Here is a 21,661-nt window from a genome sequence, read left to right as displayed (position 1 = left end):
GCGTCGGGTTCGATCGATCAGTTCGCGGCCCGTCGGCGTACCCTGGTCCGGTGCAGGGCCACGACACCACGATCGCCGACGACTCGCTCGGCGCGACGCTCCCGGGCGAGGCCCAGGATCCGCTGGCGGCCACAGTGGCGACCGGGGGCGGCGCGCGGCCGCGAGAGCCGGTGCGGCTGCAGCGAGGGGCGACGCTCGGCCGCTACCTCGTGCTCGGGCCGCTCGGCGCCGGCGGCATGGGGGTGGTGTACGCGGCCTACGACCCCGAGCTCGATCGCAAGGTGGCGATCAAGCTGTGGCACGCGGAGGCCGGCGCGGCGACCAGCGCCGACCTGGCGCGCGGCCGGCTGCAGCGCGAGGCGCAGGCGCTGGCGAAGCTGCAGCACCCGAACGTGGTCGCGGTGTACGACGTCGGCACCCACGACAATCGCGTGTTCGTGGCGATGGAGCACGTCGACGGCTGGACGCTGACGCAGTGGCTGGCGGACAAGCGGCGCGGGGTGCCCGAGATCGTCGAGGTCTTCGTGGCGGCCGGGCGCGGGCTGGCTGCGGCCCACGCGTGCGGCCTGGTGCACCGCGACATCAAGCCCGACAACCTCATGATCGGCCGCGACGGGCGGGTGCGGGTGATGGACTTCGGCCTGGCGCGCAGCCACGGCACGCTCGAGCCGCAGGCGGGGGACGAGGCGCCGGAGCTGCAGCGGTCGCTGCTGTCGCTCGACCTGACGCGCACCGGCGGGATGCTCGGCACGCCGGCGTACATGTCGCCGGAGCAGTTCCACCGCCAGGCCACCGACGCGCGCAGCGATCAGTTCTCGTTCTGCGTGTCGCTGTGGGAGGCGGCGTACGGCGAGGGGCCGTTCGCCGGCGAGACGCTGCTCGAGCTGGCGCACAACGTCGTGAGCGGGTACGTGCGGCCGCCTCCGCGCGGCGCGGCGGTGCCGGGGCATCTCCATCGCCTGCTGCTGCGCGGCCTGCGGGCGGCGCCGGAGGAGCGCTGGCCTTCGATGGACGCGCTGCTGACGGCGCTGGTCGACGATCCGCGGGCGCGACGGCGGCGCTGGTGGATCGGTGGCGCGCTGGCGGCGGTCACGAGCGTGGCGATCGCGCTGGCGCTGACGGGCGAGCGCGTTGATCGTTGCGCTGTGGGCGAGGCGCGCTGGGCCGAGGTGTGGCCGGCGGAGCGCGCGGAGCAGGTGAGAGCCGCGCTCTTGGCCACCGGTCGGGCCCACGCGAGCGGCACCGCGACGCGCGTGCTGGCGGCGCTCGAGCAGTACGGGCAGGCGTGGACGGCGATGCACCGCGAGGCCTGTCTGGCCACGCACGCGCGCGGCGAGCAGTCGGACAGCCTGCTCGACCTGCGCATGCGCTGCCTCGGCCAGCGCTTGCGCGAGGTCGACGCGCTGGCCCGTCAATTCGCGGCGGCCGACGCCGAGGCGGCCGACCGCGCGATCCAGGCGACCGCGGCGTTGACCCCGGTGGCCGTCTGCGGCGACGTCGACGCGCTCCTGGCCGCAGTGCCGCCGCCGACCGACCCGGCCGAGCGCGCCGCGGTCGACGCGTTGCGCGGGCGGCTGGCCGAGGTCGACAGCATGTACGAGCTCGGTCGCTATGCGGAGGGCCGACGCCTGGCCGAAGCTGTCCTCGAGGACAGCAAGGCGCTGGGCCACCCGCCGCTGGTCGGTGACGCGCTGCGGACCGCCGGCGAGCTGGCGGTGCTGGCCGGTGACCCGTCGACCGGCGAGGCCCGGCTGCAGGCGGCGATCGAGGCGTCGGCGGCGGCGCGCGACCTCGAGGGCCACGCGCGGGCCTGGGTCGCGCTGACGCGGCTGACCGCGACCAGCCTGCGGCGGCCGCAGGAGGCGCTGCACTGGTCGCGGGCGATGGCTGCGGCGGTGCAGCTGCTGCCGGCGTCGCCGTCGCTGCGCGCGCGGGCCCGCAACGCCGCGGCGCAGGCGCTGCGGACCGACGGGCAGGTGGCCGCGGCCGTGGTCGCGCTCGAGGAGGCGCGCTCGCTGTTCGTGGCGGCCCACGGCCCCGAGCACCCCGGCGTGGCCAACCTCGACGGCAGCCTGGGCTCGGCGCTGCGCGAGCTGGGCCGCCAGGACGAGGCCCGCGCGGCGTTCACTCGCGCGCTGGAGCTCGCCCTGCGGGTGCTCGGCGAGGATCACCCGTCGGTCGCGTCGGCGCGGATGAACCTCGCCAACCTGGCCACCGACGCCGGCGACTACGAGACGGCCCGCCGCGAGATGGTGGCGGCGCTGGAGCTGCGCGAGGCGACGCTCGGACCGCAGCACTTCCTGGTCGGGCAGACCCGCTACAACGTGGCCCACATCGACATGCTGCGCGGCGATAGCGAGGCGGCGCGCCGCGGCGGCGAGGCGGCGCTGGCGAGCTTCGAGCAGGCGCTGGGGCCCGAGCACGCCGATGTCGCGTACCCGCTGAACTTCCTCGGCGTGCTGGCCATGAACGACGGGCGACTCGACGAGGCCGAGCAATTGCTGACACGCTCGCTGGCGATCTCGACGGCCGCGCTCGGCGAGGACAACCCGGAGCTCGGCTCGTCGCTCAACAACCTCGGGCAGATCGCGCTCGACCGCGACCGCCCGGCCGAGGCGACGCCGTGGTTCACCCGGGCGCTGGCGCTGTGGGAGAAGGCCTACGGGCGCGAGCACGTCGAATTGGCGCACCCACTGCTCGGCCTGGCCGGGGCGGCGCTGGGGCGCGACCAGCCGGCCGAGGCGCTGGCGCTGGCCGAGCGGGCGCTGGCGCTGGTCGAGTCGCTGCCCGAGCAAGTCGGTCCGCGCGCGGCGGCCCGCTATTATATCGCCGCGGCCCTGGTGGCCCTGCGTCGCACGCCCGAGCGGGCCCGCGCGCTGGCGGAGGCGGCCCGCGCCGAGCTGCCGGACGACCCGTATTCTCGAAAGCTGCGCGGGCTGGCCGACGCGCTGCTGGCGAAGCTGTGAGTGAATGATGGCATGTCCGACGGGACATGTCTTTTAAAGTGCGGACAATCATAAAATGTCCTTCGGGACATGTCATGAGTGCGCCCGTGCTCGGGCGGGGCGCGCGACGATTGCCGGCGGTCCGGCGGCGTGTGCATGGGGACACGTCGTTCGGCGCTCAGGCGCGCTCGGCGATCTGCTTGCCGACCAGCGCGAGGGCGAGCTCGATGCCCTCCTGCAGGTGCGCCAGGGTCGGCACCGCGCCGATGTCGACGCCTGACTCGGTGAGCGTGCGCGCCACCTGCGGGCTGATGCCGGTGAGGATCGCCTGGGCGCCGACGAGGCGCATGGCGGCGATCGTCCTGACGAGATGGTCGGCGACGCGGCCGTCGACCGCGGCCACGCCGGCGATGTCGAGGATCATGACCCTGGCGCGCTCCTCGACGAGCCGGAGGAGCACCGCGTCCATCACCTGCTGCGCGCGCTGGGCGTCGAGGGCGCCGATCAGCGGCAGCAGCAGGACGCCGTCGTGGACCTTGGCGATCGGCGTCGAGAGCTCGCGGAGCGCGGCCTGGTGGCGGCCGATGGTCTCGAGGTTCGCGGCGATGTACGCGTCGATGGCCAGCGACACGTCGAACATCACCAGCTTGAGCAGGCTCGCATGAATCGCGCTCGCCTCGGCCGGATCGGCGAAGTCCGCAAAAAGCTTGTCGTGGAGGATCGAGAGGTAGTGGCGGTAGGCGCCGATGTACCAGCGCGGCTGCATCCCGATCGCCTCGTGGGCCGCGCCGACCCGCAGGCGATCTTCGACGTACTCGAGGTCGCAGCACCCGGCGAACAGCTGCAGGAAGTAGTCGCGCTGCAGCCGCTTGACGCGGCGAATGGTGGCCTCGTCCGCGAAGAAGCCGCGCGGCACGGCGTGGCCGAGGAGCAGGCGGTAGAAGTCCTCCACCACCTCGTCCATGTGCTTGTGGGCGAACTGTTCCAGGCGCCCGAGCCGCTCGAGGTCGGCGTCCTCGATCTCGAAGTAAGCGCGTCGGGTCGCCAGCTCGCGCTCGTCGAAATCGATGCGGGCCCGGAGCGCCTGGGCCGGGGGCAGGTCACGTGTCATTCGCGGGCACGATAGCAGATCCGGCCCGGCCTCCGGCAGCATTCGCTTGCGATCGGACTCGCGTCCGTCGTGCAGCGATTGCCGGCGCGCGAGGCGCCGGAGCGGCGATCGTCGCACTCGCGGCGGTGCACGTACACGAAGGCCTCACGACCTCGCACAATGACCTTTCGTCAGCTTTGGACTGACGTCATTCGCGTGCGTCTTCGAGGGATGTTTCGCGGCCGGGTCAGCCTGGTGCGAGGACTCGCCGCGCGCGCACGGCATCGGCGCCGCCGAGAGTGTCGAGCACGTCGGCGAGGACGGCCTGGCAGGCGGCGAGGGCGGCCTCGCCGTGGCGGGCGACGAGGCGGCGCTGCAGGCGGTCGAGGCCGGCGCCACCGGCGAGGCGCTCGCTGCCTTCTTTCACCCCGACCCGGTCCAGCACGAGCTGCCCCACCGCCTGTTCCCCGCCGGGGTCCGGCGCGACCGCGAGGCGGTGCTCGCCAGCGCCGCCCGCGGGGCCGGGTTGATGCGGTCGCAGCGGTACAGTCTGGTCGACGCGCTGGCCCAGGGCGATCGCGTCGTCCTGGAGGTCGACTGGGCGGGCACGCTCGCGGTGCCGCTGCGCGACCTGCCGGCCGGCCACGAGCTGCGCGCCCGCCAGGCGCTGTTCCTCGAGCTGAGTGACGGGCAGATCGCCGGAATGCGCAACTACGACTGCTTCGAGCCGCTCTGAAACGGCTCGCCGCCCAGCCGCGGGCGGTCCTGCGGGGGCGGCGATACGAGGAGGCCGCGCGAATCATGGCAGCCGGCACGCGGCTGCGAATCGGCGCGGCCAGCGTGCTGTCAGTAAAGAGTGTTCAGCGCGGTGAGGTCGCCGGGCGTCCACTGGCCCGTGCTGCCCTGATTGAAGCACGAGTTCATGACCGAGCCGTTGAGGACGGCGTCGGTGGGGGTGCCGGGGATGTGGATCGCGCCGACGCCGGCGTCGCCCTCGTTGCCGCCGGTGCCGCAGCTGATCGCGCGGTTGTAGTAATCGGTGTGGCGGAAGCCGATGCAGTGGCCCAGCTCGTGCGTGATGACGTGGGTGGCGACCGCGAGCCCGTAGTTGGCGGTGGACTTGCCGACGTTGACCGTGTGGTAGGGCAGCCCGCCCTCGGGGAAGCCCGACGAGCCGCCGGCGCCGCCCTTGGCGGTCATGACGATCTCGGCGTCGCAGCCGGCGTCGGAGCCGTTCGTCCGCACCATGTCGAACGACAGGTTCAGGCTGGTGTAGTTGGCGATCGCCTTGTCGAGCGCGGCGCCCATCGTCCCGGTGTAGGCCGAGCCGTCGATGCAGATGACTGCGACGTCGGGGGCGACCAGGTTGGTCGTGCGGTACTGACGAAACTGGGTGTCTCCGTCGTGACCGTCGTGGCCGTCGAGGCCGATCATCTCGCGCGAGGCGGCCAAAGTGACGACCGCGTCGCCGCCGACGATGACCACGCCGTCGTCGCCGACCTCGATCTCGCTGTCCGGGTAGCCCGCGGCCAGCAGGTTGTCGACGATCTCCTGATTCACCGTCTCGAGCTCCGCCCCGTCGATGACCTCCGATTCGCCACAGGCGAACAGGAACATCGCCGATACCACACACGCCTTCCGCAACATCATGGGTGACTCCTGGTTTTCGGGGGACGAACCTACGGGTATTCGTCCTCGTCTTCAAGGGCCTTTCTTCGCCCGTCCAGGGTGTCGGCATTCATGGACAGCGCGTCGACAGCGGCCATTTCGGAGGATCGTCAGAGCGATGAATTGGCCGTCGCTGACGAAATTCCAAAGTCCGGGTCCCATGATTCGCCGACCGGTTCGTGAGATCGGTCGTGGGGGGGCCTCCCCGATCGCCGCGCGGCCCCGAACCAGCTGCTACGCGTTCTATTCGCGGACATGTGCGACGCGCCCGCTGCATGTGCGAGTCGGCTGCGCGAGCGCCTTGAGCGCGGCGACGCGTCACGCAACATCGCCGAGAGCAGCGAGCTCTGCGGGCGTGAGCGGGCCGGCGCTTCGAAAAGGCTCGTGGACGAGCCGCTAGGACTGCTTGCCGGCGGGGGCGCGGGTTCCGTCCATCGCGGCCAGGCAGTGCTTGAGGGCCTGGCGCAGGGTCGCGTGGACGACGAAGCCGCGCAGGTCGACGCCGAGGGTGACGATCGTCTGGGCGATGCCGGGGTGGATGCCGGTGAGGATGCCCTCGGCGCCGAGCAGGCGGGCGGCGCGGATCATCGCTATCAGGTGGTTGGCGGTGGCGGTGTCGACGACCTCGATGCCGGTGAGGTCGAGGATGGCGAACTTGGCCCGCATGCGGCCGAGGCTCTGCAGCAGGCTGTCCATGATCTCGGAGGTGCGCATGCTGTCGACGAGGCCGATGATCGGCATCACCAGCACGCCGTCCCACACCTCGATGATCGGGGTCGAGAGCTCGCGGATCACCCGCTGCTGGCGCTCGATCAGCTCGAGCCGGGCCCGCAGCTCGCGCTCCTGCGCGTGCGACTCGGTGACGTCGAGGGACATGCTGACCAGGGCGGCGCGGTTGTCGGGCGGGGCGGGGATGTGCCAGCTGTCCCACCAGCGGCCCATCGACTCGATCGTCATGCGGGTCGGGGTGCCCTCGAGGCCGCGGCGGATGAACTGCACCGAGTCGGGGTTGTCGGCGAACATCACGAGCGGGTTCTGGCCGATCATCTTCTCCGCCGTGAGCGGGGTGGCGGCGAGGCCCTGGCCGCCGACGTACAGGTAGGTGCCGTCGGAGGCGTAGGCGCAGACGACCAGCGGGAGGTTGTCGACGAGCACGCGCAGCATGACGTGCTCGAGCTCGGCCGTGCGGGCGGTGGTGGCGCGCGCGGTGACGTCGGCGCCGTAGCAGGCGACGCCGACGACGCGCTCGCCCTGGCGCACCGGCGCGACGGTCCACTCCCAGGTGCGGCCGTCGGCGTGTTCCAGCCACACCGGGGGGACGTCGTCGCGCTCGGTCCACAGGTCGCGCCAGTCGCCGGCCGCCAGCGGCAAGAGCTCGGCGACGCCGTGACCGCGGGCGTCGGCGGCGCTGCGGCCGAACTGCCGCTCGGCGCGCTCGTTCCACTCCGAGATCCGCAGGTCGCGGTCGAAGCCGACGAGCACGAACGGCACGCGGTGGGCGACCGCCGGCCCCCCCTCTTCACCAGGCGTGTGCATGGCGGCAGTGAAGCACGTCGGCTCGCGATTGTCGAAAGTCCGCGAATTGAGCCGCGGACGGGTTGTCGCACCCGCGAGCGCCGGCGCTGCGATGAATCACTGCGGCGCGCGCCGGTGAATCACCGATGAATCGACGGCGGCCGCGGCGGGCCGGTGATTTCGGGTCGCGTCGAAGTGTCCCCATTGCCGACGGTGCGGCGGCGGACGCGACATTCCAGGGCGACGGGGGGCGAGCATCGAGGTAGCACGTGGGGCGATGAGGTACACCTGAAGAGGGATTCATCGGCGACGGCCGGGCCTCGCTCGTTGTCGAGCGCTCCGCGCGGCCGGCCGAAGGTTGAAGAATTTTAACTGGACAGCCGATCTGCGGACGCGGGCTCAGCCCTCGAGCAGGCAGGTGACCGTGCAGCCGTCGCCGTCGACCGCGTTGCCGTCGTCGCACTGCTCGCCGGGCTGGACGATGCTGTCGCCGCACAGGGGCTGGGCCTCGAGGGTGCAATTGGCGGTGCAGCCGTCGCCGTCCTGGCCGTTGCCGTCGTCGCATTGCTCGGGGGGCTGGAGGACGCCGTCGCCGCAGGCGCCCTGGCCCTCGAGCATGCAGGTGGTGGTGCAGCCGTCGCCGTCGATGGCGTTGCCGTCGTCGCACTGCTCGAGGGGGTGGACGATGCCGTCACCGCACAGGGGCTGGGCCTCGAGGGTGCAATTGGCGGTGCAGCCGTCGCCGTCCTGGCCGTTGCCGTCGTCGCATTGCTCGAGGGGGTGGACGATGCCGTCGCCGCACAGGGGCTGACCCTCGAGCATGCAGGTGGGGGTGCAGCCGTCGCCTTCGACTGCGTTGCCGTCGTCGCACTGCTCGCCGTTCTCCGGCTGGACGATGCTGTCGCCGCAGGCGGGCTGATTATTCTCGAGGGTGCAGTTGGCGGTGCAGCCGTCGCCGTCCTGGCCGTTGCCGTCGTCGCATTGCTCGGGGGGGTGGACGATGCCGTCGCCGCACAGGGGCTGACCCTCGAGCATGCAGGTGGGGGTGCAGCCGTCGCCGTCGACTGCGTTGCCGTCGTCGCACTGCTCGCCGTTCTCCGGCTGGACGAGGCCGTCGCCGCAGGCGGGCTGATTATTTTCAAGAGTGCAGTTGGCGGTGCAGCCGTCGCCGTCGAGGCCGTTGCCGTCGTCGCATTGCTCGCCGGGCTGGAGGATGGCGTCGCCGCAGGCGGGCTGATTATTCTCGAGGGTGCAATTGGCGGTGCAGCCGTCGCCGTCGACGCCGTTGCCGTCGTCGCATTGCTCGTCGGGCTGGACGACGCCGTCGCCGCACAGCGCTTCGTCGCCGTCGGTCATTTGGCCGAGGTCGCCGGGCTGCTGATCGCAGGCGCCGAGCGCAAAGGCGAGCAGGGTCGAGAGGAAGAGGGTGGAGGTCAGGCGTGAGGAGAAGGTCATGTCATCGCTAGAGATGCAGGCTCGCAGATCGATCTGTGATGCTATTCGTCGTCGCGGCAGATCTGGCGCATGCGCTCGGCGAGGTGCGAGCCCGGGCGCTCGCGCAGGAAGCGGCGGCGAGCGTCGCGGGCGGCGTCGACGCGGCCCAGCTTGCACAGGGCCGTGGCGCGCGAGACCTGGCGCTCCTCTTCGAAAAGACCGCCGGCGAAGCGCAGGCCGTGGGCGTCGAGGGCGTCGAGGGCCTCGTCGTAGCGGCCTGCGGCGAGGGCCGCCTGGGCGCGCTGGAACGAGGCGACCTCCTCGGGGCGCAGCGAGGGGCTGTCCGTCGGGCGGCGTCGCGAGGGCGCGGCGGGGCGGGCGGGTTCGGTGCCGGGCGATGCGTGGTGACCGGCGGAGGATCCGGGCGAGCCGGCTTGCGAGGCATCGAGCTGGGATTTTGGCGAGCCGGCTTGCGAGGAATCGGGCTGAGATTCGGGCGCGCCGGCGTGCGAGGAATCGGGCTGTGATTCCGGCGAGCCGGCGTGCGTAGAATCGAGCTGTGCTTCGGGCGAGCTGGATGAATCGGACTGCGGTGATTCACCGGGCTTCCCGCTCGTCGCGGGCTGTGAGGATTCGGCCGCGCGGAGCGGGCGCGGCTCGACGGCCCGCGGCGTGGACTCTGGTGAATGCCGGTCGACGGCCTCGACGCTGGCTCGTTCGGCCTCGCGCCAGGCGGTCGCGGCGGCGAGGCCGAGGGCGAGCAGGAGGGCGGCGGCCAGGGCGGCCAATGGCCACGACACGCGGGCCGCGGTTCGGCGCGGGGCTGGGCCTTCGGCGAGGCGGGCGTCGATGGCGGCCCAGGTGGCCGCGCGCGCGGCCTCGCCGGGCCGGTCGACCTCGCGCAGGGCGCCGACGAGGCGGCGCAGCTCGTCGTCGAGTGGTTCGATCACGGGGTCCTCCGGTGCGCGCGGGCGTGGTGGCGGGCGATCGCTCGCTGCAACAGCTGACGGGCGACACGGACCCGCGAATAGGCGGTGTTGAGGTTGATCTCGAGGCACTCTGCGACCTCGGGCATGGGCATGCCCTCGATGTCGGCGAGCACGAAGGCCATGCGCTTGTCCTCGTCGATGCCGGCGAGGGCGTCGCGGAGCACGGCGGCGGCCTGGCGGCGCGCGAGCTCCTCGTCGAGGCCGGGCCCGGCGGGCTCGCGCGGTTCGTCGACGAGCTCGACGTGCCGCGCGGCCCGCTCGCGGTAACGGCGGGCGACCCGACGCGTGATGCCGTAGAGCAGGGCGCGCACCGAGCCGCGGACCGCGAACTCGTGGCGGCGCTGATGAAGGACGACGAACACGTCCTGGACCGCGTCGTCGACCACGGCCGCGGGCACGCCGAGGCGGCCGGTCAGGCGCCACACGAACTCGTAGTGGTCGCGGAACAGCTCGGCCACGGCCGGCAAGGCGGCGGCTTCAGGGCCGTCGTGGGCGCGCGAGGCGGGGTCGCCGAGGGCGGCCGGTGGGGCGAGGACCGGAGGGATGCTCCCGTCATGCAACGAGGCCGGCCGATCTGTCAGGGAAAACGCAGCTCGATCGCAAACGCCCCGCGGAACGCGACCGGCGCGGCCCGGTGGAGGTCGTCGTCCTGGCCGCGCAGGCGAAACCGCGCGGCCAGCAGCGGGGCGGCCAGGCCGAGCTGGAGGCCGAGCGCGAGGCGCGGGACGGGGACCCACTGCACGCGGGCGTCGGCCAGCGCGGCCAGCCAGACCACGCGGTCGACCGTGGGGGTGGTCACGCCGACGCCGCGGCCGTGCATCGCCCCGATCTCGAGGCCGGCGCACACTGGGAACTCGACGCGACGCAGCGCCAGCCGCGGACACGCGGCCAGCTGCGCCGCGGTGAGCCGCAGGTCGCCGCCAGTGCCGGTGCCGGGCACGCGCACCGATTGCTGGGGCCAGTGGACGGCGCCGACCTCGGCGCGCACGCGGCGGGCGAGGAGGCCGAGGCGGACCATGAAGCCGGGCGCAGGACGGGGCAGGGCGCCGACGTCGAGGCCGGTGGCGACCGCGAGGGTGGCCAGCAGCGCGGGCGCGCTCGCGGGCGCGGGCTCGTGCGTGGGGGCGGGCGCGCTCGTGGGCGCGGGTGCGGCCGGAAGGCGTGCGAGCGCGGCGGGGGCCGTGAGGTCGCGGACGACGGGGACGGCGAGCGGGATGTCGCCGGGCTCGCGCGTCGCAGGAGCGGCAGTGAGAGGAGGACCGGCGAGCAGCTCCGGATCGATGGCGACGGCGATCATCAATGCGGCGGCCTCGACCAACAGTTCGCAGCGCTCGGCGACGACGGTGCGGGCGACGGGAGGAGCGTCGCGCGGCTCGAGGATGAGCCCCAGCTCCCAGCGTCGGTCGGGGCGGCGCCGCGCGGTGGCGCGGGCGGTCACCGCTGCGGCGTCGGCGGGCGTCAGCGAGCGCCCGAGATCGGCGGCGACGGCCCGCTCGAGCACTTCGCGCGAGGGACACGCGGGCGGCGCGTCCCACCGCAGGAGCTCGTCGGGCGCGGCCGGGGCCAGCTCCAGCGCCAGAGCCGCGAACAGCCGGTGCACGCCGCGAGTCTATCGCAGTTCGCCATCCGACGCCCACGCGCCCACGCGAGCGGCGCGGGTCCCGGGTCAGGCACGATTCGTAGCGACGGTGCCATGATTGCGGCGCGGATGTGATGATTCGCGGTCCGCGGCGAATGGCGCGAGATTGCCCCGCTCCGATGGCGCCGCCTCGGCGAAAATTGGACGGCCCGGCGTGGGTCGGCGAGGGTCCGGCCGTGCCTGCGTCCTCGCGTGTCCCGCTCGCCGCGTTCGTCGTCCCGCTGCTCCTCGGCTGCGTGCCCGGCGAATCGGCGACGCACACCGGTTACCTGCCCGCGGCGATGACGGCGAGCCGCGGCGACGACGGGGTCGCGGACGCGAGCGGGACGCCCGGTGGGCGGCTGGCGGCGCCGCTCCTGGCCTCGCTGCCGGTGGGGCCGCGCGAGGCCCGGACCGGCTACGCGCGCGAGCAGTTCGGGCACGCGTGGGCCGACGTCGACCGCAACGGCTGCGACACGCGCGACGACATCCTGCGCCGCGATCTGCAGGCGGTCCGCCTCGAGCCGGGCAAGCGCCCCTGCGTGGTCACTGCGGGCGAGCTCGCCGATCCGTACACTGCGATGCACGTCGAGTTCGCGCGCGGCGGCGGGCCGGCGGTCGACATCGATCACGTGGTCGCGCTCGCCGACGCATGGGCGACCGGCGCGGCCGGGTGGCAGCCGGCGCGGCGGCTCGCGCTGGCCAACGATCCGCTCAATCTGCTGGCGGTCGGCGCTTCGGCCAATCGCGCCAAGGGCGGCAGCAACGCTGCCCTGTGGCTGCCGCCGAACCCGGCCTACCGCTGCGCCTACGTGGCCCGCCAGATCGCGGTGAAGGCGAAGTACGGCCTGTGGATCACCGAGGACGAGCGCGAGGCGATGAAGAAGGTGCTGCAGGGCTGCCCCGACGAGGTGGTGCCCGAGGGCGGCGGGCCGATCGACGCGCCCGAGGCGGTGGTGCGTACGACGAAGCAGAGCGAGGCGCCGGCGCGCGGTCCGAAGCCCACGGGCGGGGCCGGCCCGGATTACGGTACCTGCAAGGAGGCGAGGGCCCACGGGGCGGGGCCGTATCGCCGCGGGGTCGATCGCGAGTACGAGTATTATCGAGACGTCGACGGCGACGGGATCGTGTGCGAATGAGGTAATGTCCTTGGGGGCATGTCTGAATGGACATGCCCTCGTGTGCATGTTTGGGTGTCGCGGTCCTGGCGCCCGACGCGTCGCGCACACCGCAGGCATGAAGCTCAGTTTCGCCCGGGCAGCTCGGAGGGGCGCTGGCCTGCGGCAAAAGAGCGATTGGCACGCGAGAGCCGCGGCCTGTCAGGCCGGACCGCAGCGCGGCTCCGGGGCCTGCCCGGGGCGGGAGCAGGGTGCTCGGACGCTTCGCGCCGGAATGGTCTGTCGCTTGACGCGAGGCGGCGGGCCGGCAAGGATCGCAGACATGATGCATTCGCGTAACTTGGTGTCGGCCCTGGCAGCGGGGCTCCTATCGATGGCTGCTTGTACGATCTCGAAGCTGCCGCAGGACGAGACCTCGTCCGGCGGCGGTGACAGTAGCGAGTCGGAGTCGACGAGCGCCGGTGAAAGCACGGCGGGCGAGAGCACGACGAGCGCGGGCGAGGGCACTGCGAGCGCTGGCTCGACGAGCGCGGGCGAGGGCACGACGAGCGCAGGATCGACGAGCGTCGGCACGACGAGCGCGGGGGAAGGTTCGACGAGCGCGGGCACGACGAGCGCGGGCAGCGGCGGACCGGAGGAGCTGCCCGAGGGGTGCGTCGGCCTCGACCATCCGACCTGCTTCGGCGCGATGGTCGACGCCTGCGTCGGCCAGGGCAATTGGAACGTCACGCCGGCGTGCGTCGACGCGGTCGCGAACTGCTACCCGATCGGCGCGCCGGTGCTCGCGCCGTCGGACGTCGTCCAGGCTTGTTCGGCGGAATTCGACGCGGTGTGCCTGCACTCGAGCGCGCCCGGCTGCGGCGAGACGTTCTGCACGTGCACTGCGGGCGGCTATCCGTTCGACTGGAACAACTGCTGGCACTTGCTGCTCCTCGGCTGCTACCCCGGCGTCGCCAGCGATTGCGAGGCCGCGCTCGCCGGCTGCTACCCCGGGGTGAGCGTCGAGGCATTCTCGACGTGCCAGGACCAGGTGATGGAAGACGTCGGTCAAGGGTGCAACTGCCCGATGTGCAGCATCCACGAGGAATGCGAGGACGCGCTCGAGGTCTGCCTCGGGGTTTGATGCGAGCGCGCGCGTGAAGCGTCGCCGAGCACGGCGGCGCTCGCCTTCAGTACCAGTCGCGGCGGCGGACCTCGACGCCGCTGCCGGCCAGGCCGGCGTCGAGCTCGTCGAGCTTGGAATCGCGGTAGTGGTAGGGGTAGAGGACCTTGGGCTTGAAGGCGGCGACGCACTCGGCGGCCTCGGCCGGGGTCATCGTGTAGGGCAGGTTCATGCACACGAAGGCCACGTCGATGTCGCGCAGGGCCTTCATCTCGGGGGTGCACTCGGTGTCGCCCGAGAGGTAGACGCGGCGCTCGCCGAAAGTCAGGACGTAGCCGTTGCCGCGGCCCTTGTCGTGGAACAGCTTGCCCTCCTCCGGGCCGCGCACGAGGTTGTACATCGGCACCGCCTCGACGCGGACGAAGCCGAGGTCGCGCGCCTCTCCGTTGGCGAGGACGACCGCGCCGGCGAACTTCTCGGCGACGACCGCCGGCGCGATCACCAGGGCGTCGTCCTTGCGCACGCTGGCGATCGCGGCGGCGTCGAAGTGATCCTGGTGGATGTCGGTGACCAGCACGAGGTCGGCCTTGGGCCCGGTGAGGTCGGCCTTGGACCACGGATCGACCCACACCACCTTGTCGCCGATCGTGAAGTACACGGTGCCGTGGTGGACCGGGTGGATCTGCACGCGGCCGGCGCTGGTCTCGAGCACGTCGTCGCCCGCAGGCGCCGGAGAAGCGGCAGGAGTCGGCTCCGGCGCGGCTCCGGTCGGGGTCGACGGACGGCTGCAGGCGGCGAGCGTGAGGACGAGGAGCGGAGCGCGCATGGTCGCGAGGATACGCGGCCGGGCGCGGAGTCGCAACGCGGACCGGAGCGGCGAATCATGCGAGTCGGAGGGGGCCGTGAGCGAACGCGCCGCCGACGCAGGCGATCGCTGCACCGCGAGCGGGGTGCGCCAGCAGGCGAGCGCGGCGTGTCGATCGACATGTCCCGAGAGACATCTACTCGAAAGCCGCGCACCGGTGGCGCGCGGATGCGGCTCGGTGGATTCATGCCAGGCGCGTCGGGGAGCGTCCGGCGGTCCTCGTGTGCCATCATGGGGCGCCGGGGCCTCGTGTGGCCAATGACGTGAGCTCGCCCGGGTGCCGCGCGGCAATTCGCGGGAGCTGGGAAGATGGGCGACGGCTCCGCGATCGTCGACGGTGGACGCGACCCGTCGTGTTGGTCACCATCGCCGCATGTCGGCCCCGTACGCGCTCCGCCTCGCTCCCTGGCTCCTGTGTGCCCTCACGAGCTGCGTCGACGCCGGCGGGGACACGGGGGCGACGGGAGGACCGGCGAGCACGAGCATGGGCACGGGCGCGAGCGACGGCGGGCCGACGACGGGCACGCAATCCACGAGCAGCGGAGGGCCGACGACTTCGACCGATCCGTCGACGGCGACGTCCGCGGCGGCGACGGGGACCGACAGCGAGAGCACCTCGACCGGGGAAGACACGGGAGGCTTCGTCGATCCGGTCGAGAGCCCGTGGGGCATCGCCAGCTCGCACTCGTCGTCGCAGATCCTCGACGTGTGGGCCGCGCCGATCGCAGCGACCGGCGTGACGTGGTTGCGCGGGATCGACAACAGCAACCCGGAGGCGCGGCTCGACACCGCCGAGGCCAACGGCTGGCAGGTCGCGGGGATCCTCTACTATTCAAAGCAGTCGCCGGGGACGTTCCCGGTCGACGACCTGCCGGGCTGGACGGACTTCATCACCACGCTGCTCGGCAAGACGCTCGGCCGCGTATACCACTGGGAGGTGTGGAACGAGCCGCCGAACTTCACCGAGAACAAGTCGCCGGCCGCCTACGCGACGATCGTGCAGGCCGCCTACGACGCGGTCAAGGCGGTCGACCCGGCGGTGCAGGTCGGCCTCGCGGCCCAGAGCAACCACGTCAACTGGCTCGAGCAGACGATCCTCGCCGGCGCTGCGGGCCACTTCGATTACGTCACGGTGCACCCGTACGAGATCCTCGACCTCGTGGAGGACGGCTGGGAGGCGGAATACATGAGCATCGTGCCGACGCTGCGCAAGATGCTGGCGGCGCGCGACCCGGGCAAGGCTGCGGCGCCGGTGTGGTTTACGGAGATCGGGCAACCGGTGACTGCCGAGATCACGCCGGAGCAGCAGGCGAACACTTTAATAAAGGCGTACACGATGGCGATCGCGCAGGGGGTGACGCGGGTCCACTGGTTCGAGGGCCGCGACGGCGATTCGGGGCCGTTCGGGCTCCTCACCGGCGACGACGAGCCGCGGCTGTCGTACACCGCGATGACGACCCTGGTCGCGCGGCTCGGAGCGCTCCCCAAATACCGCGGCTGGCTGGTGCCGGACGGGCAATACCACGGCTTCGTGTTCGCCACCGACGATGGCCCGACGATGGTCGCGTGGGCGCGGCCGGGGTTGACTGTCGACCTGACGTTCCTGGCGCCGGTGCAGATCGTCGACCCGCGCACCGGCGAGGCTTCCGAGGGGACGGTGCATGCATTGACCGGGGCGCCGATGCTGTTCGTCGGCGTGGCCGAGGCATCGCTGGCGGAGGCGATCGCCAACCGCACCCAGCCGTTCCCGTGGGGCGGCGACTTCACGGCCGCCCCGGCGATCACCTATTCGGCGGCCGACGGCGACAGCGGCCTGCACCCGCTCGGCAAGGCCGAGCTGGTGACGATCGACGGGGTGCCGGCGCGCGACATCGGCAGCCGCCCCGCGCAGTCGTTCACGGTCGACCCCAACTTCATGTCCTACGATACGGCGCCGATCCGCATCGAGGCGGTGCTGCGCCGCAACGGCGCCCAGTCGGCCGGCTTCAACCTCAAGTACGAGGCGGTCGGCGGCTACAATTCGACGGGCGCCTGGTACACGATCCCGGAGGGCGAGGACTGGGTCACCGCGACCTGGGACATCGCCGATCCGCAGTTCGTCGGCAAGTGGGGCTATAACTTCGCGTTCGACTCCGACTCGACGCAGCACAGCCAGTACAGCATCCGCGCGGTGACCGTGACGAAGCTGTGAAGGCTCACGCGTGTTCGAGGCGGACGAGCACGAGGTCGCCGGCGAGGGCGACGGGGGACATGTCCCCGGGGACATCTTTTAAAATGACACAATCGCCGGTGGTCGCGGTGAGGCCGGCGATCGTGGCCTCGCCCTCGGCGACGTAGGCCACCCAGGTCAGGCCGGGGCGGCGCTCGCGGGTCGTCGGCGCCTGCGAGCGCGTGAGGACGTGATCGATGCGGCCGCGGCGGGACATGACGTTGAAGTCGCGGGTGGGGCCGCCGACGAGGGTGCAGGTCGCGCCGCGATCGCCGGAGAAGGCGTGGGCGGGGCCGCCGAGGCGCAGGTGCGCCGGGGCCTCGCCGTCGACGTGGAGGTCGAAGCCGGCGCCCGCGAGCACGAGGATGCTGCGGTCGACGCCGGGGAAGTGCGAGAAGGTGCAGTCGGCGTCGACCTCGGCGACGCTGACCCGCCAGTCGAACTCGCTGGCGCCCTCGGGCTGCACCGCGAGCTCGGTGGTCCAGCCGCCGTCGTTCTTCCATCGCACGCGTCGTTGCGCCGCGCGAGGGACGAGGACGATGCCGGGGTGCGAGGTCGGGTCGCTCACGCCGGCAGGGTATCACGACGCGGGGGAGGCTCGTAGCGGGTGGCCGCGGGGGTTCTGCAGGCGAAAAGGCGGGGCCGACTGCCACCCGTGGTCGGCGGATTGCGAGGTGGCTTCGGCGAGACGACGTCTCGGACTCGAAGCAGCGCGGGCGCGCGGCGTCAAGAGGGAGCGGCGCGCGTGGAGATCCCCGACGGCCAGGGACGCATGATTGCGCGGAGCGGGCGCCGGACAGCGGCGCAGGGCTCGCCTTATGGCCGCTCGCCGCAGGGAGGCGCGGCGGCGCGACCGCCGGGTGGTGGCATTGCGCCGCGATTGCGGCGACGCGAGAAAGTGGCGGTTGCCGCGCGTTCGCTCGCTGCGCCTATCATCGCACTCGACATGACACGATGCCTCGCAATCGCGGCGGTCGTCCTCGGTCTCGTCGCGCCGGCGTGCAAACCTGAGAGGACCGCGACCGTGACGCCCACCGCTTCAGCGCCCGCGAACGAGCCGGCGGCCGCGGTGGGGCCGCTCGGGACGGCGGAGCAGCGGGCGCGCCTGTTCGCGGAGATCTGGGACAAGACGGCGCGGCGCGAGGCGTTCTCGCCGGTCAAGAATCAGCGGCTCGCGCTCGACGTGCGCGTCGGCATGGAGGCGTTCGCGCCGGAGCTGCTGGCGGCGAACACGGACGTCGCGCTGTTCTACGCGCTGGTCAAGATCAGCAACGCGCGCAAGGATCGCCACCTCAAGGTCCGGCCGGTCGACGGCGGCCTGGTGGTGCCGGGCTGGAACGAGCGGGCCGAGGTACCGCTGCGCTTCGCGGTCGACTACGGCCAGCGCGAATACTCGCTGTTCGTGGCCGACCTCGACGAGTCGTTCTTCGCCGGCGGCGCAACCTCGCGAGTGCCGCGGCGCGGCGATTCGGTGGTGGCGGTCGATGGCCGGCCGCTCGCCGAGTACGTGGCGGGCGTCGAGCCGTACTACCCCTATTCGACGCGCGAGAACTTCTGGTGGCACGTGGCGGCCCAGCTGGGCGTGCGCAGCGGGCAGCTGCCGCCCGAGCGGTTCGGCGAGCGGGTGACCTACGAGCTGCGGGCCGGCGACGGCTCGACCTACGAGGTGACGTTGCCGTGGCTGCCGCCCGAGCAGCTGCGCTGGGCGGGGCCGAAGCGGCCCGAGTACCCGGGCATGACGCTCGAGTTCGCGACCGAGACCTACGAGTTGTTCCGGCCGACGAACGGGCGCAAGGCGGTGCTGCTGCGCTGGCTGGGGTTTCGGCGCACCCTGGTGGCCGACGTCGAGCGCTTGATGGCGTACGCGGAGAAGGAGCGGCTGCTCGAGCACGCGCTGATCGTCGACGCGACCGGCTCGCGCGGCGGCTCGCTCGGGGTGTACGCGATCCAGCGCATGACGAGCCGGCCGTTCAAGACCACGCTCGGCAACATTCGCCTGAGCGACGTGGTGGTGCCATTCGTCGACCAGAAGCGGGCGGAGATCGTGGCCGGCGGGCCGAGCGACGCGGGGGTGTTCGAGAGCGACGACGGCGGGGTCCGGCTGCTGGCGTGGCTCGAGGGCTCGGTGATCCCGGCGCTCAGGGCGGGGCGCAGCTTCAGCGAGGCGGTGCCGTTCAAGCTGGCGCACCTGCCGGCCGACTCGGACGGGGTGGTGAAGCCGGCCCCGGTCCACTTCTCGGGCCCGCTGGTGTGCTTCTTCGGCCCCGGCGGCGGTTCGCACCTCGACCAGTTCGCGGCCACGATCGTCGACAACGAGCTCGGTCACACGATCGGCATGCCGACCGGCGGCTTCAGCAACACGTGGGAGTGGTCGGAGGTGCTCAGGATGCCGGGCACGGACCGGCCGCTGGTCGAATTCATGTGGTCGATCGGTCATACGATCCGCCCGAACGGGGAGATCCTCGAGGGCAACCCGGCGCAGGTCGCCGAGCGCCTGCCGCAGACCGCCGCCAATTATTCGCAGTACCCCGCGCTGCTGCTCGAGCGCGCGTACGCGTACCTGGACGGGCGCGAGGAGCGGGGCCGGCGATGAGGGCGATCGACGCGGTCGAGGCCTCGGCGACTGTGGCGATCGCCGACGCGGCGGCGGCCCGGCGGGCCGACGGCGAACCGGTGATCGATCTGTCGGCCGGGCGCGCCCCGGAGCCGACGCCGGCGTTCATCGTCGAGGCGGCAGTCGCGGCGATGCTCGCCGGCCACACGCATCAGGCGCCGGCGCGCGGGGTGCCGTCGTACTTGCACGTGATCGCGGAGCGGCTGCTGCGGGTCCACGGATTGCGGGTCAACCCCGCGTCCGAGGTGGTGGCCACCGCCGGCTGCAAGCAGGGCCTGATGCTCGCGCTGCTGGCGGTGCTGGAGCGCGGCGCCGAGGTGATCGTCGAAGATCCGTGCTTCGTCAGCTACGCGCCGACCGTCTCGCTGCTCGGCGGCACGCCCGTGCGGGTGGCGGTCGATCCGGGGCGGCGCTGGTGCATGAAGGAAGAAGCGCTGGCGGCGGCGATCGGGCGGAAGACGCGGGCGATCATTGTCTGCAGTCCGCACAATCCCGCGGGGGTGGTCCACCGGCCCGAGGACTTGGGGCCGCTGGCGCGGTTGGCCCGCGCCCATGATTGCATCGTGATCGCCGACGAGGTGTACGAATCGGTGGCGTGGGGCGGGCGCCGGCACACCGCGATCGCGTCGCTGCCGGGGATGCGCGAGCGGACGATCGGCCTGATGAGTTTGACCAAGAGCCACGCGATGGGCGGCTGGCGGATCGGCCACGCCTACGGGCCGGAGCACCTGATCGCGCGCATGGTGAAGGCGCAGCAGCACCTCTCGACCTGCGCGAGCTCGATCGCGCAGCACGCGGCGAGCGCGGCGCTGGAGGCCGCCGGGGAGGCGCGGATGAAGGGCATGTGGGCGACCTGGGAGCGCCGCGTGGTCGGCTTCACCCGCGACCTGGCGGAGGTCCCGGGGCTGCGCGTCGAGCCGGTCGAGGCCGGCTTCTACGCGTGGGTCGACGTCCGCGGGACGGGGCTCGGCGGGGACGAGTTCTGCCGCCGGCTGCTGCGCGAGGAGCAGGTCGCTGCAGTGCCCGGGAGCGCGTTCGGGCCGCGGTCCGCGGGCTACGTGCGCTTCACTGCGGTCAAGGACGAAGACGAGCTGGCCGAGGCGCTGCGGCGGATCGATCGCTTCGCCCGCGGGCTTTGAGATGTCCTTTCGGACAGGTGGCATGAATCGCGGGCGGCGTGATTGGCCGTGATCACGGCACTTCCATGCGCTCGAAGTGGCGCGGGATCACCACCCGGGTCGCGGGCGCGCAGCGCTTCACCTCGGCGACGAAGGCCTGGAGGTCGTCGTCGGCGGGCTCGTCGACGGGCGGGGCCTGCCAGTCGTCGAAGTGGTTGGTGTAGACGAGCGGCGGCTGGCCCAGCGCGCGCATGAGGCGGCAGGTGTAATCGTCGACCTTCTCGCGCAGGCCGGTGGCGATCACTGCGATGTCGGGGCGCAGGCCGGCGACCTCGGACTCGATGAAGTTGGCGGTGCCGAGGAACAGGACGCGGCGGCCGGCGACCTCGACGAGATAGGCGAACGTGCCGCCCTCGGCGTAGTCGGCGAAGCGCATCGGCAGCTGCGGTTCGGCGGCGATCTCGCCGCCGAGGTGTTGCTCGCCGATCTTCGAGTGGAGGCTCGGCACGACCTGCACCGACCAGCCGTCGCCGGCGATCCGCTCGCGGCCGTGGACGGCGACGATCTTGCTGTCCGGCAGGCCGCTGGCGCGCGCGAGGCGGGCGGTGCTCTCGCTGCCGATGAGCTGCGCGCCGGTGGCGGCCGCGACCGCAGGGGCGTCGAGGACGTGGTCGACGTGCGAGTGACCGATGACGATCGCGTCGGCGCGCCCGGGAGCGTGGGCGGCGATGGCGGCGGGGTCGGGCACCACCGGGCCGTCGAGGTCGGGCCGCGAGAAGTAGGGGTCGACCAGGATGGTGGTCGGGCCGGCGTCGAGCTGCCAGCCGGCGACGCCGAGGTAGGTCAGGGCGATCGGGGCCCGCGAGGGCTCGGGGGCGGTCGAGGGGCGCGAGTCGTGGCCGCCGCTGCAGGCGACCAGCGTCAGGGCGAAGATCAGGGCACGCATGGGGCGCGTGTACGCGCAGCGGCGCCGCCTTGTTCCTCGGCGAGGATCAGCGCGCCACACTCGGCGCAGGCCGGCACCTCGCGGACGATCGACAGCACCGGGCCCATGCCGACCATGTACGACATCATCAGCGGCAGGCAGATGACATAATCGGAGGCGAGGAACGGCGAGGCGGGCAGCAAGAATATCGGGATCAGGAAGTACAGCCGCCACCAGCGGCGCGCGGCGGCGGAGTTTTGATATTCGACCGCGACGTCGCACGCGCAGCGGGCACAGTGTTTTTTCAAAAAAGAAGGCGAGCCGGCCATATGCGGGGAACGCTAGCACGGCGGCCCGGGGGGCGGACCCGGGTGCGGCGCCGGGACGCACCCGCAGCCGCAAATGCAGCAGGGAGCGGCGCGGACAGCGGCCGGGGCCCGGCGAATACATC

18 protein-coding genes are annotated in these 21,661 nt (G+C 72.4%); 7 read left to right on the top strand and 11 right to left on the bottom strand.

All coding sequences use genetic code 11. From position 1 onward, the window contains the following. Positions 1-50 precede the first annotated feature (50 nt). Positions 51-2,966: a serine/threonine-protein kinase gene (locus OV090_RS07955; protein ID WP_267702911.1), complete on the top strand. Its 2,916-nt coding sequence runs from the start codon at positions 51-53 to the stop codon at positions 2,964-2,966. 157 nt (positions 2,967-3,123) lie between these two features. Here the strand turns inward: OV090_RS07955 and OV090_RS07950 are convergent, their stop codons facing one another. After that, entirely contained in the window at positions 3,124-4,056 is a 933-nt protein-coding gene (locus OV090_RS07950; RefSeq protein WP_267702910.1) for a protoglobin domain-containing protein, read from the bottom strand. A 331-nt stretch (positions 4,057-4,387) separates the two neighbouring features. Between OV090_RS07950 and OV090_RS07945 the strand changes: the two genes are divergently transcribed. After that, positions 4,388-4,771, top strand: a complete 384-nt coding sequence (locus OV090_RS07945; protein ID WP_267702909.1) for a nuclear transport factor 2 family protein — start codon at positions 4,388-4,390, stop codon at positions 4,769-4,771. 110 nt (positions 4,772-4,881) lie between these two features. On the opposite strand, the gene OV090_RS07940 is transcribed toward OV090_RS07945, so the two are convergent. The 6 genes from OV090_RS07940 to OV090_RS07915 all read right to left on the bottom strand — a co-directional run bounded on the left by OV090_RS07940 (position 4,882) and on the right by OV090_RS07915 (position 11,241). Beyond that, complete coding sequence (locus OV090_RS07940) at positions 4,882-5,685, bottom strand: M57 family metalloprotease (protein ID WP_267702908.1); 804 nt, start codon at positions 5,683-5,685, stop codon at positions 4,882-4,884. Positions 5,686-6,099: 414 nt separating this feature from the next. Further along, a complete protein-coding gene (locus OV090_RS07935) occupies positions 6,100-7,239 on the bottom strand; it encodes a PAS domain-containing protein (RefSeq protein ID WP_267702907.1) in 1,140 nt (379 codons plus the stop codon). Positions 7,240-7,617: 378 nt separating this feature from the next. Beyond that, positions 7,618-8,673: a DUF4215 domain-containing protein gene (locus OV090_RS07930; RefSeq protein WP_267702906.1), complete on the bottom strand. Its 1,056-nt coding sequence runs from the start codon at positions 8,671-8,673 to the stop codon at positions 7,618-7,620. Between the two features lie 41 nt (positions 8,674-8,714). Beyond that, entirely contained in the window at positions 8,715-9,602 is an 888-nt protein-coding gene (locus OV090_RS07925; RefSeq protein WP_267702905.1) for a hypothetical protein, read from the bottom strand. Next, entirely contained in the window at positions 9,599-10,201 is a 603-nt protein-coding gene (locus OV090_RS07920; protein WP_267702904.1) for a sigma-70 family RNA polymerase sigma factor, read from the bottom strand. The genes OV090_RS07925 and OV090_RS07920 overlap by 4 nt, the downstream gene beginning before the upstream one ends. A gap of 17 nt (positions 10,202-10,218) precedes the next feature. Next, entirely contained in the window at positions 10,219-11,241 is a 1,023-nt protein-coding gene (locus OV090_RS07915) for a hypothetical protein (protein WP_267702903.1), read from the bottom strand. 215 nt (positions 11,242-11,456) lie between these two features. On the opposite strand from OV090_RS07915, the gene OV090_RS07910 reads away from it, so the two are divergent. Beyond that, positions 11,457-12,398: a DUF1524 domain-containing protein gene (locus OV090_RS07910; RefSeq protein ID WP_267702902.1), complete on the top strand. Its 942-nt coding sequence runs from the start codon at positions 11,457-11,459 to the stop codon at positions 12,396-12,398. 352 nt (positions 12,399-12,750) lie between these two features. After that, positions 12,751-13,500, top strand: coding sequence for a hypothetical protein (locus OV090_RS07905; RefSeq protein ID WP_267702901.1), 750 nt, complete (start codon positions 12,751-12,753; stop codon positions 13,498-13,500). A 46-nt stretch (positions 13,501-13,546) separates the two neighbouring features. On the opposite strand, the gene OV090_RS07900 is transcribed toward OV090_RS07905, so the two are convergent. After that, entirely contained in the window at positions 13,547-14,305 is a 759-nt protein-coding gene (locus OV090_RS07900; protein ID WP_267702899.1) for an MBL fold metallo-hydrolase, read from the bottom strand. Positions 14,306-14,717: 412 nt separating this feature from the next. On the opposite strand from OV090_RS07900, the gene OV090_RS07895 reads away from it, so the two are divergent. Next, a complete protein-coding gene (locus tag OV090_RS07895) occupies positions 14,718-16,535 on the top strand; it encodes a hypothetical protein (protein WP_267702898.1) in 1,818 nt (605 codons plus the stop codon). 4 nt (positions 16,536-16,539) lie between these two features. Here OV090_RS07895 and OV090_RS07890 read toward each other — a convergent pair whose 3' ends face one another. Then, on the bottom strand, positions 16,540-17,121 hold the full coding sequence (locus OV090_RS07890) for a HutD family protein (protein ID WP_267702897.1): 582 nt from the start codon (positions 17,119-17,121) through the stop codon (positions 16,540-16,542). Between the two features lie 456 nt (positions 17,122-17,577). Here OV090_RS07890 and OV090_RS07885 point away from each other — a divergent pair, with 456 nt between their 5' ends. Next, positions 17,578-19,146: a hypothetical protein gene (locus tag OV090_RS07885; RefSeq protein ID WP_267702896.1), complete on the top strand. Its 1,569-nt coding sequence runs from the start codon at positions 17,578-17,580 to the stop codon at positions 19,144-19,146. Then, positions 19,143-20,306, top strand: a complete 1,164-nt coding sequence (locus OV090_RS07880) for an aminotransferase class I/II-fold pyridoxal phosphate-dependent enzyme (protein ID WP_267702895.1) — start codon at positions 19,143-19,145, stop codon at positions 20,304-20,306. The genes OV090_RS07885 and OV090_RS07880 overlap by 4 nt, the downstream gene beginning before the upstream one ends. A 52-nt stretch (positions 20,307-20,358) precedes the next feature. On the opposite strand, the gene OV090_RS07875 is transcribed toward OV090_RS07880, so the two are convergent. After that, positions 20,359-21,231: an MBL fold metallo-hydrolase gene (locus OV090_RS07875; protein ID WP_267702894.1), complete on the bottom strand. Its 873-nt coding sequence runs from the start codon at positions 21,229-21,231 to the stop codon at positions 20,359-20,361. Then, entirely contained in the window at positions 21,219-21,539 is a 321-nt protein-coding gene (locus tag OV090_RS07870) for a hypothetical protein (RefSeq protein ID WP_267702893.1), read from the bottom strand. Before OV090_RS07870 ends, OV090_RS07875 begins: the two co-directional genes overlap by 13 nt. Positions 21,540-21,661: the final 122 nt, after the last annotated feature.

The organism is Nannocystis sp. RBIL2 (assembly GCF_026626745.1).
Taxonomy (GTDB): domain Bacteria; phylum Myxococcota_A; class Polyangia; order Nannocystales; family Nannocystaceae; genus Nannocystis.
Note: the sequence above shows the minus strand (reverse complement) of the source record. Positions and strands in the feature narration are given on the sequence as shown.

What these genes read in the sequence shown, in the direction of transcription:
- OV090_RS07875 (WP_267702894.1), bottom strand. Translation starts at nt 21,231, where the DNA reads ATGCGTGCCCTGATCTTCGCCCTGACGCTGGTCGCCTGCAGCGGCGGC.
- OV090_RS07950 (WP_267702910.1), bottom strand. Translation starts at nt 4,056, where the DNA reads ATGACACGTGACCTGCCCCCGGCCCAGGCGCTCCGGGCCCGCATCGAT.
- OV090_RS07935 (WP_267702907.1), bottom strand. Translation starts at nt 7,239, where the DNA reads ATGCACACGCCTGGTGAAGAGGGGGGGCCGGCGGTCGCCCACCGCGTG.
- OV090_RS07940 (WP_267702908.1), bottom strand. Translation starts at nt 5,685, where the DNA reads ATGATGTTGCGGAAGGCGTGTGTGGTATCGGCGATGTTCCTGTTCGCC.
- OV090_RS07870 (WP_267702893.1), bottom strand. Translation starts at nt 21,539, where the DNA reads ATGGCCGGCTCGCCTTCTTTTTTGAAAAAACACTGTGCCCGCTGCGCG.
- OV090_RS07930 (WP_267702906.1), bottom strand. Translation starts at nt 8,673, where the DNA reads ATGACCTTCTCCTCACGCCTGACCTCCACCCTCTTCCTCTCGACCCTG.
- OV090_RS07905 (WP_267702901.1), top strand. Translation starts at nt 12,751, where the DNA reads ATGGCTGCTTGTACGATCTCGAAGCTGCCGCAGGACGAGACCTCGTCC.
- OV090_RS07895 (WP_267702898.1), top strand. Translation starts at nt 14,718, where the DNA reads ATGTCGGCCCCGTACGCGCTCCGCCTCGCTCCCTGGCTCCTGTGTGCC.
- OV090_RS07900 (WP_267702899.1), bottom strand. Translation starts at nt 14,305, where the DNA reads ATGCGCGCTCCGCTCCTCGTCCTCACGCTCGCCGCCTGCAGCCGTCCG.
- OV090_RS07880 (WP_267702895.1), top strand. Translation starts at nt 19,143, where the DNA reads ATGAGGGCGATCGACGCGGTCGAGGCCTCGGCGACTGTGGCGATCGCC.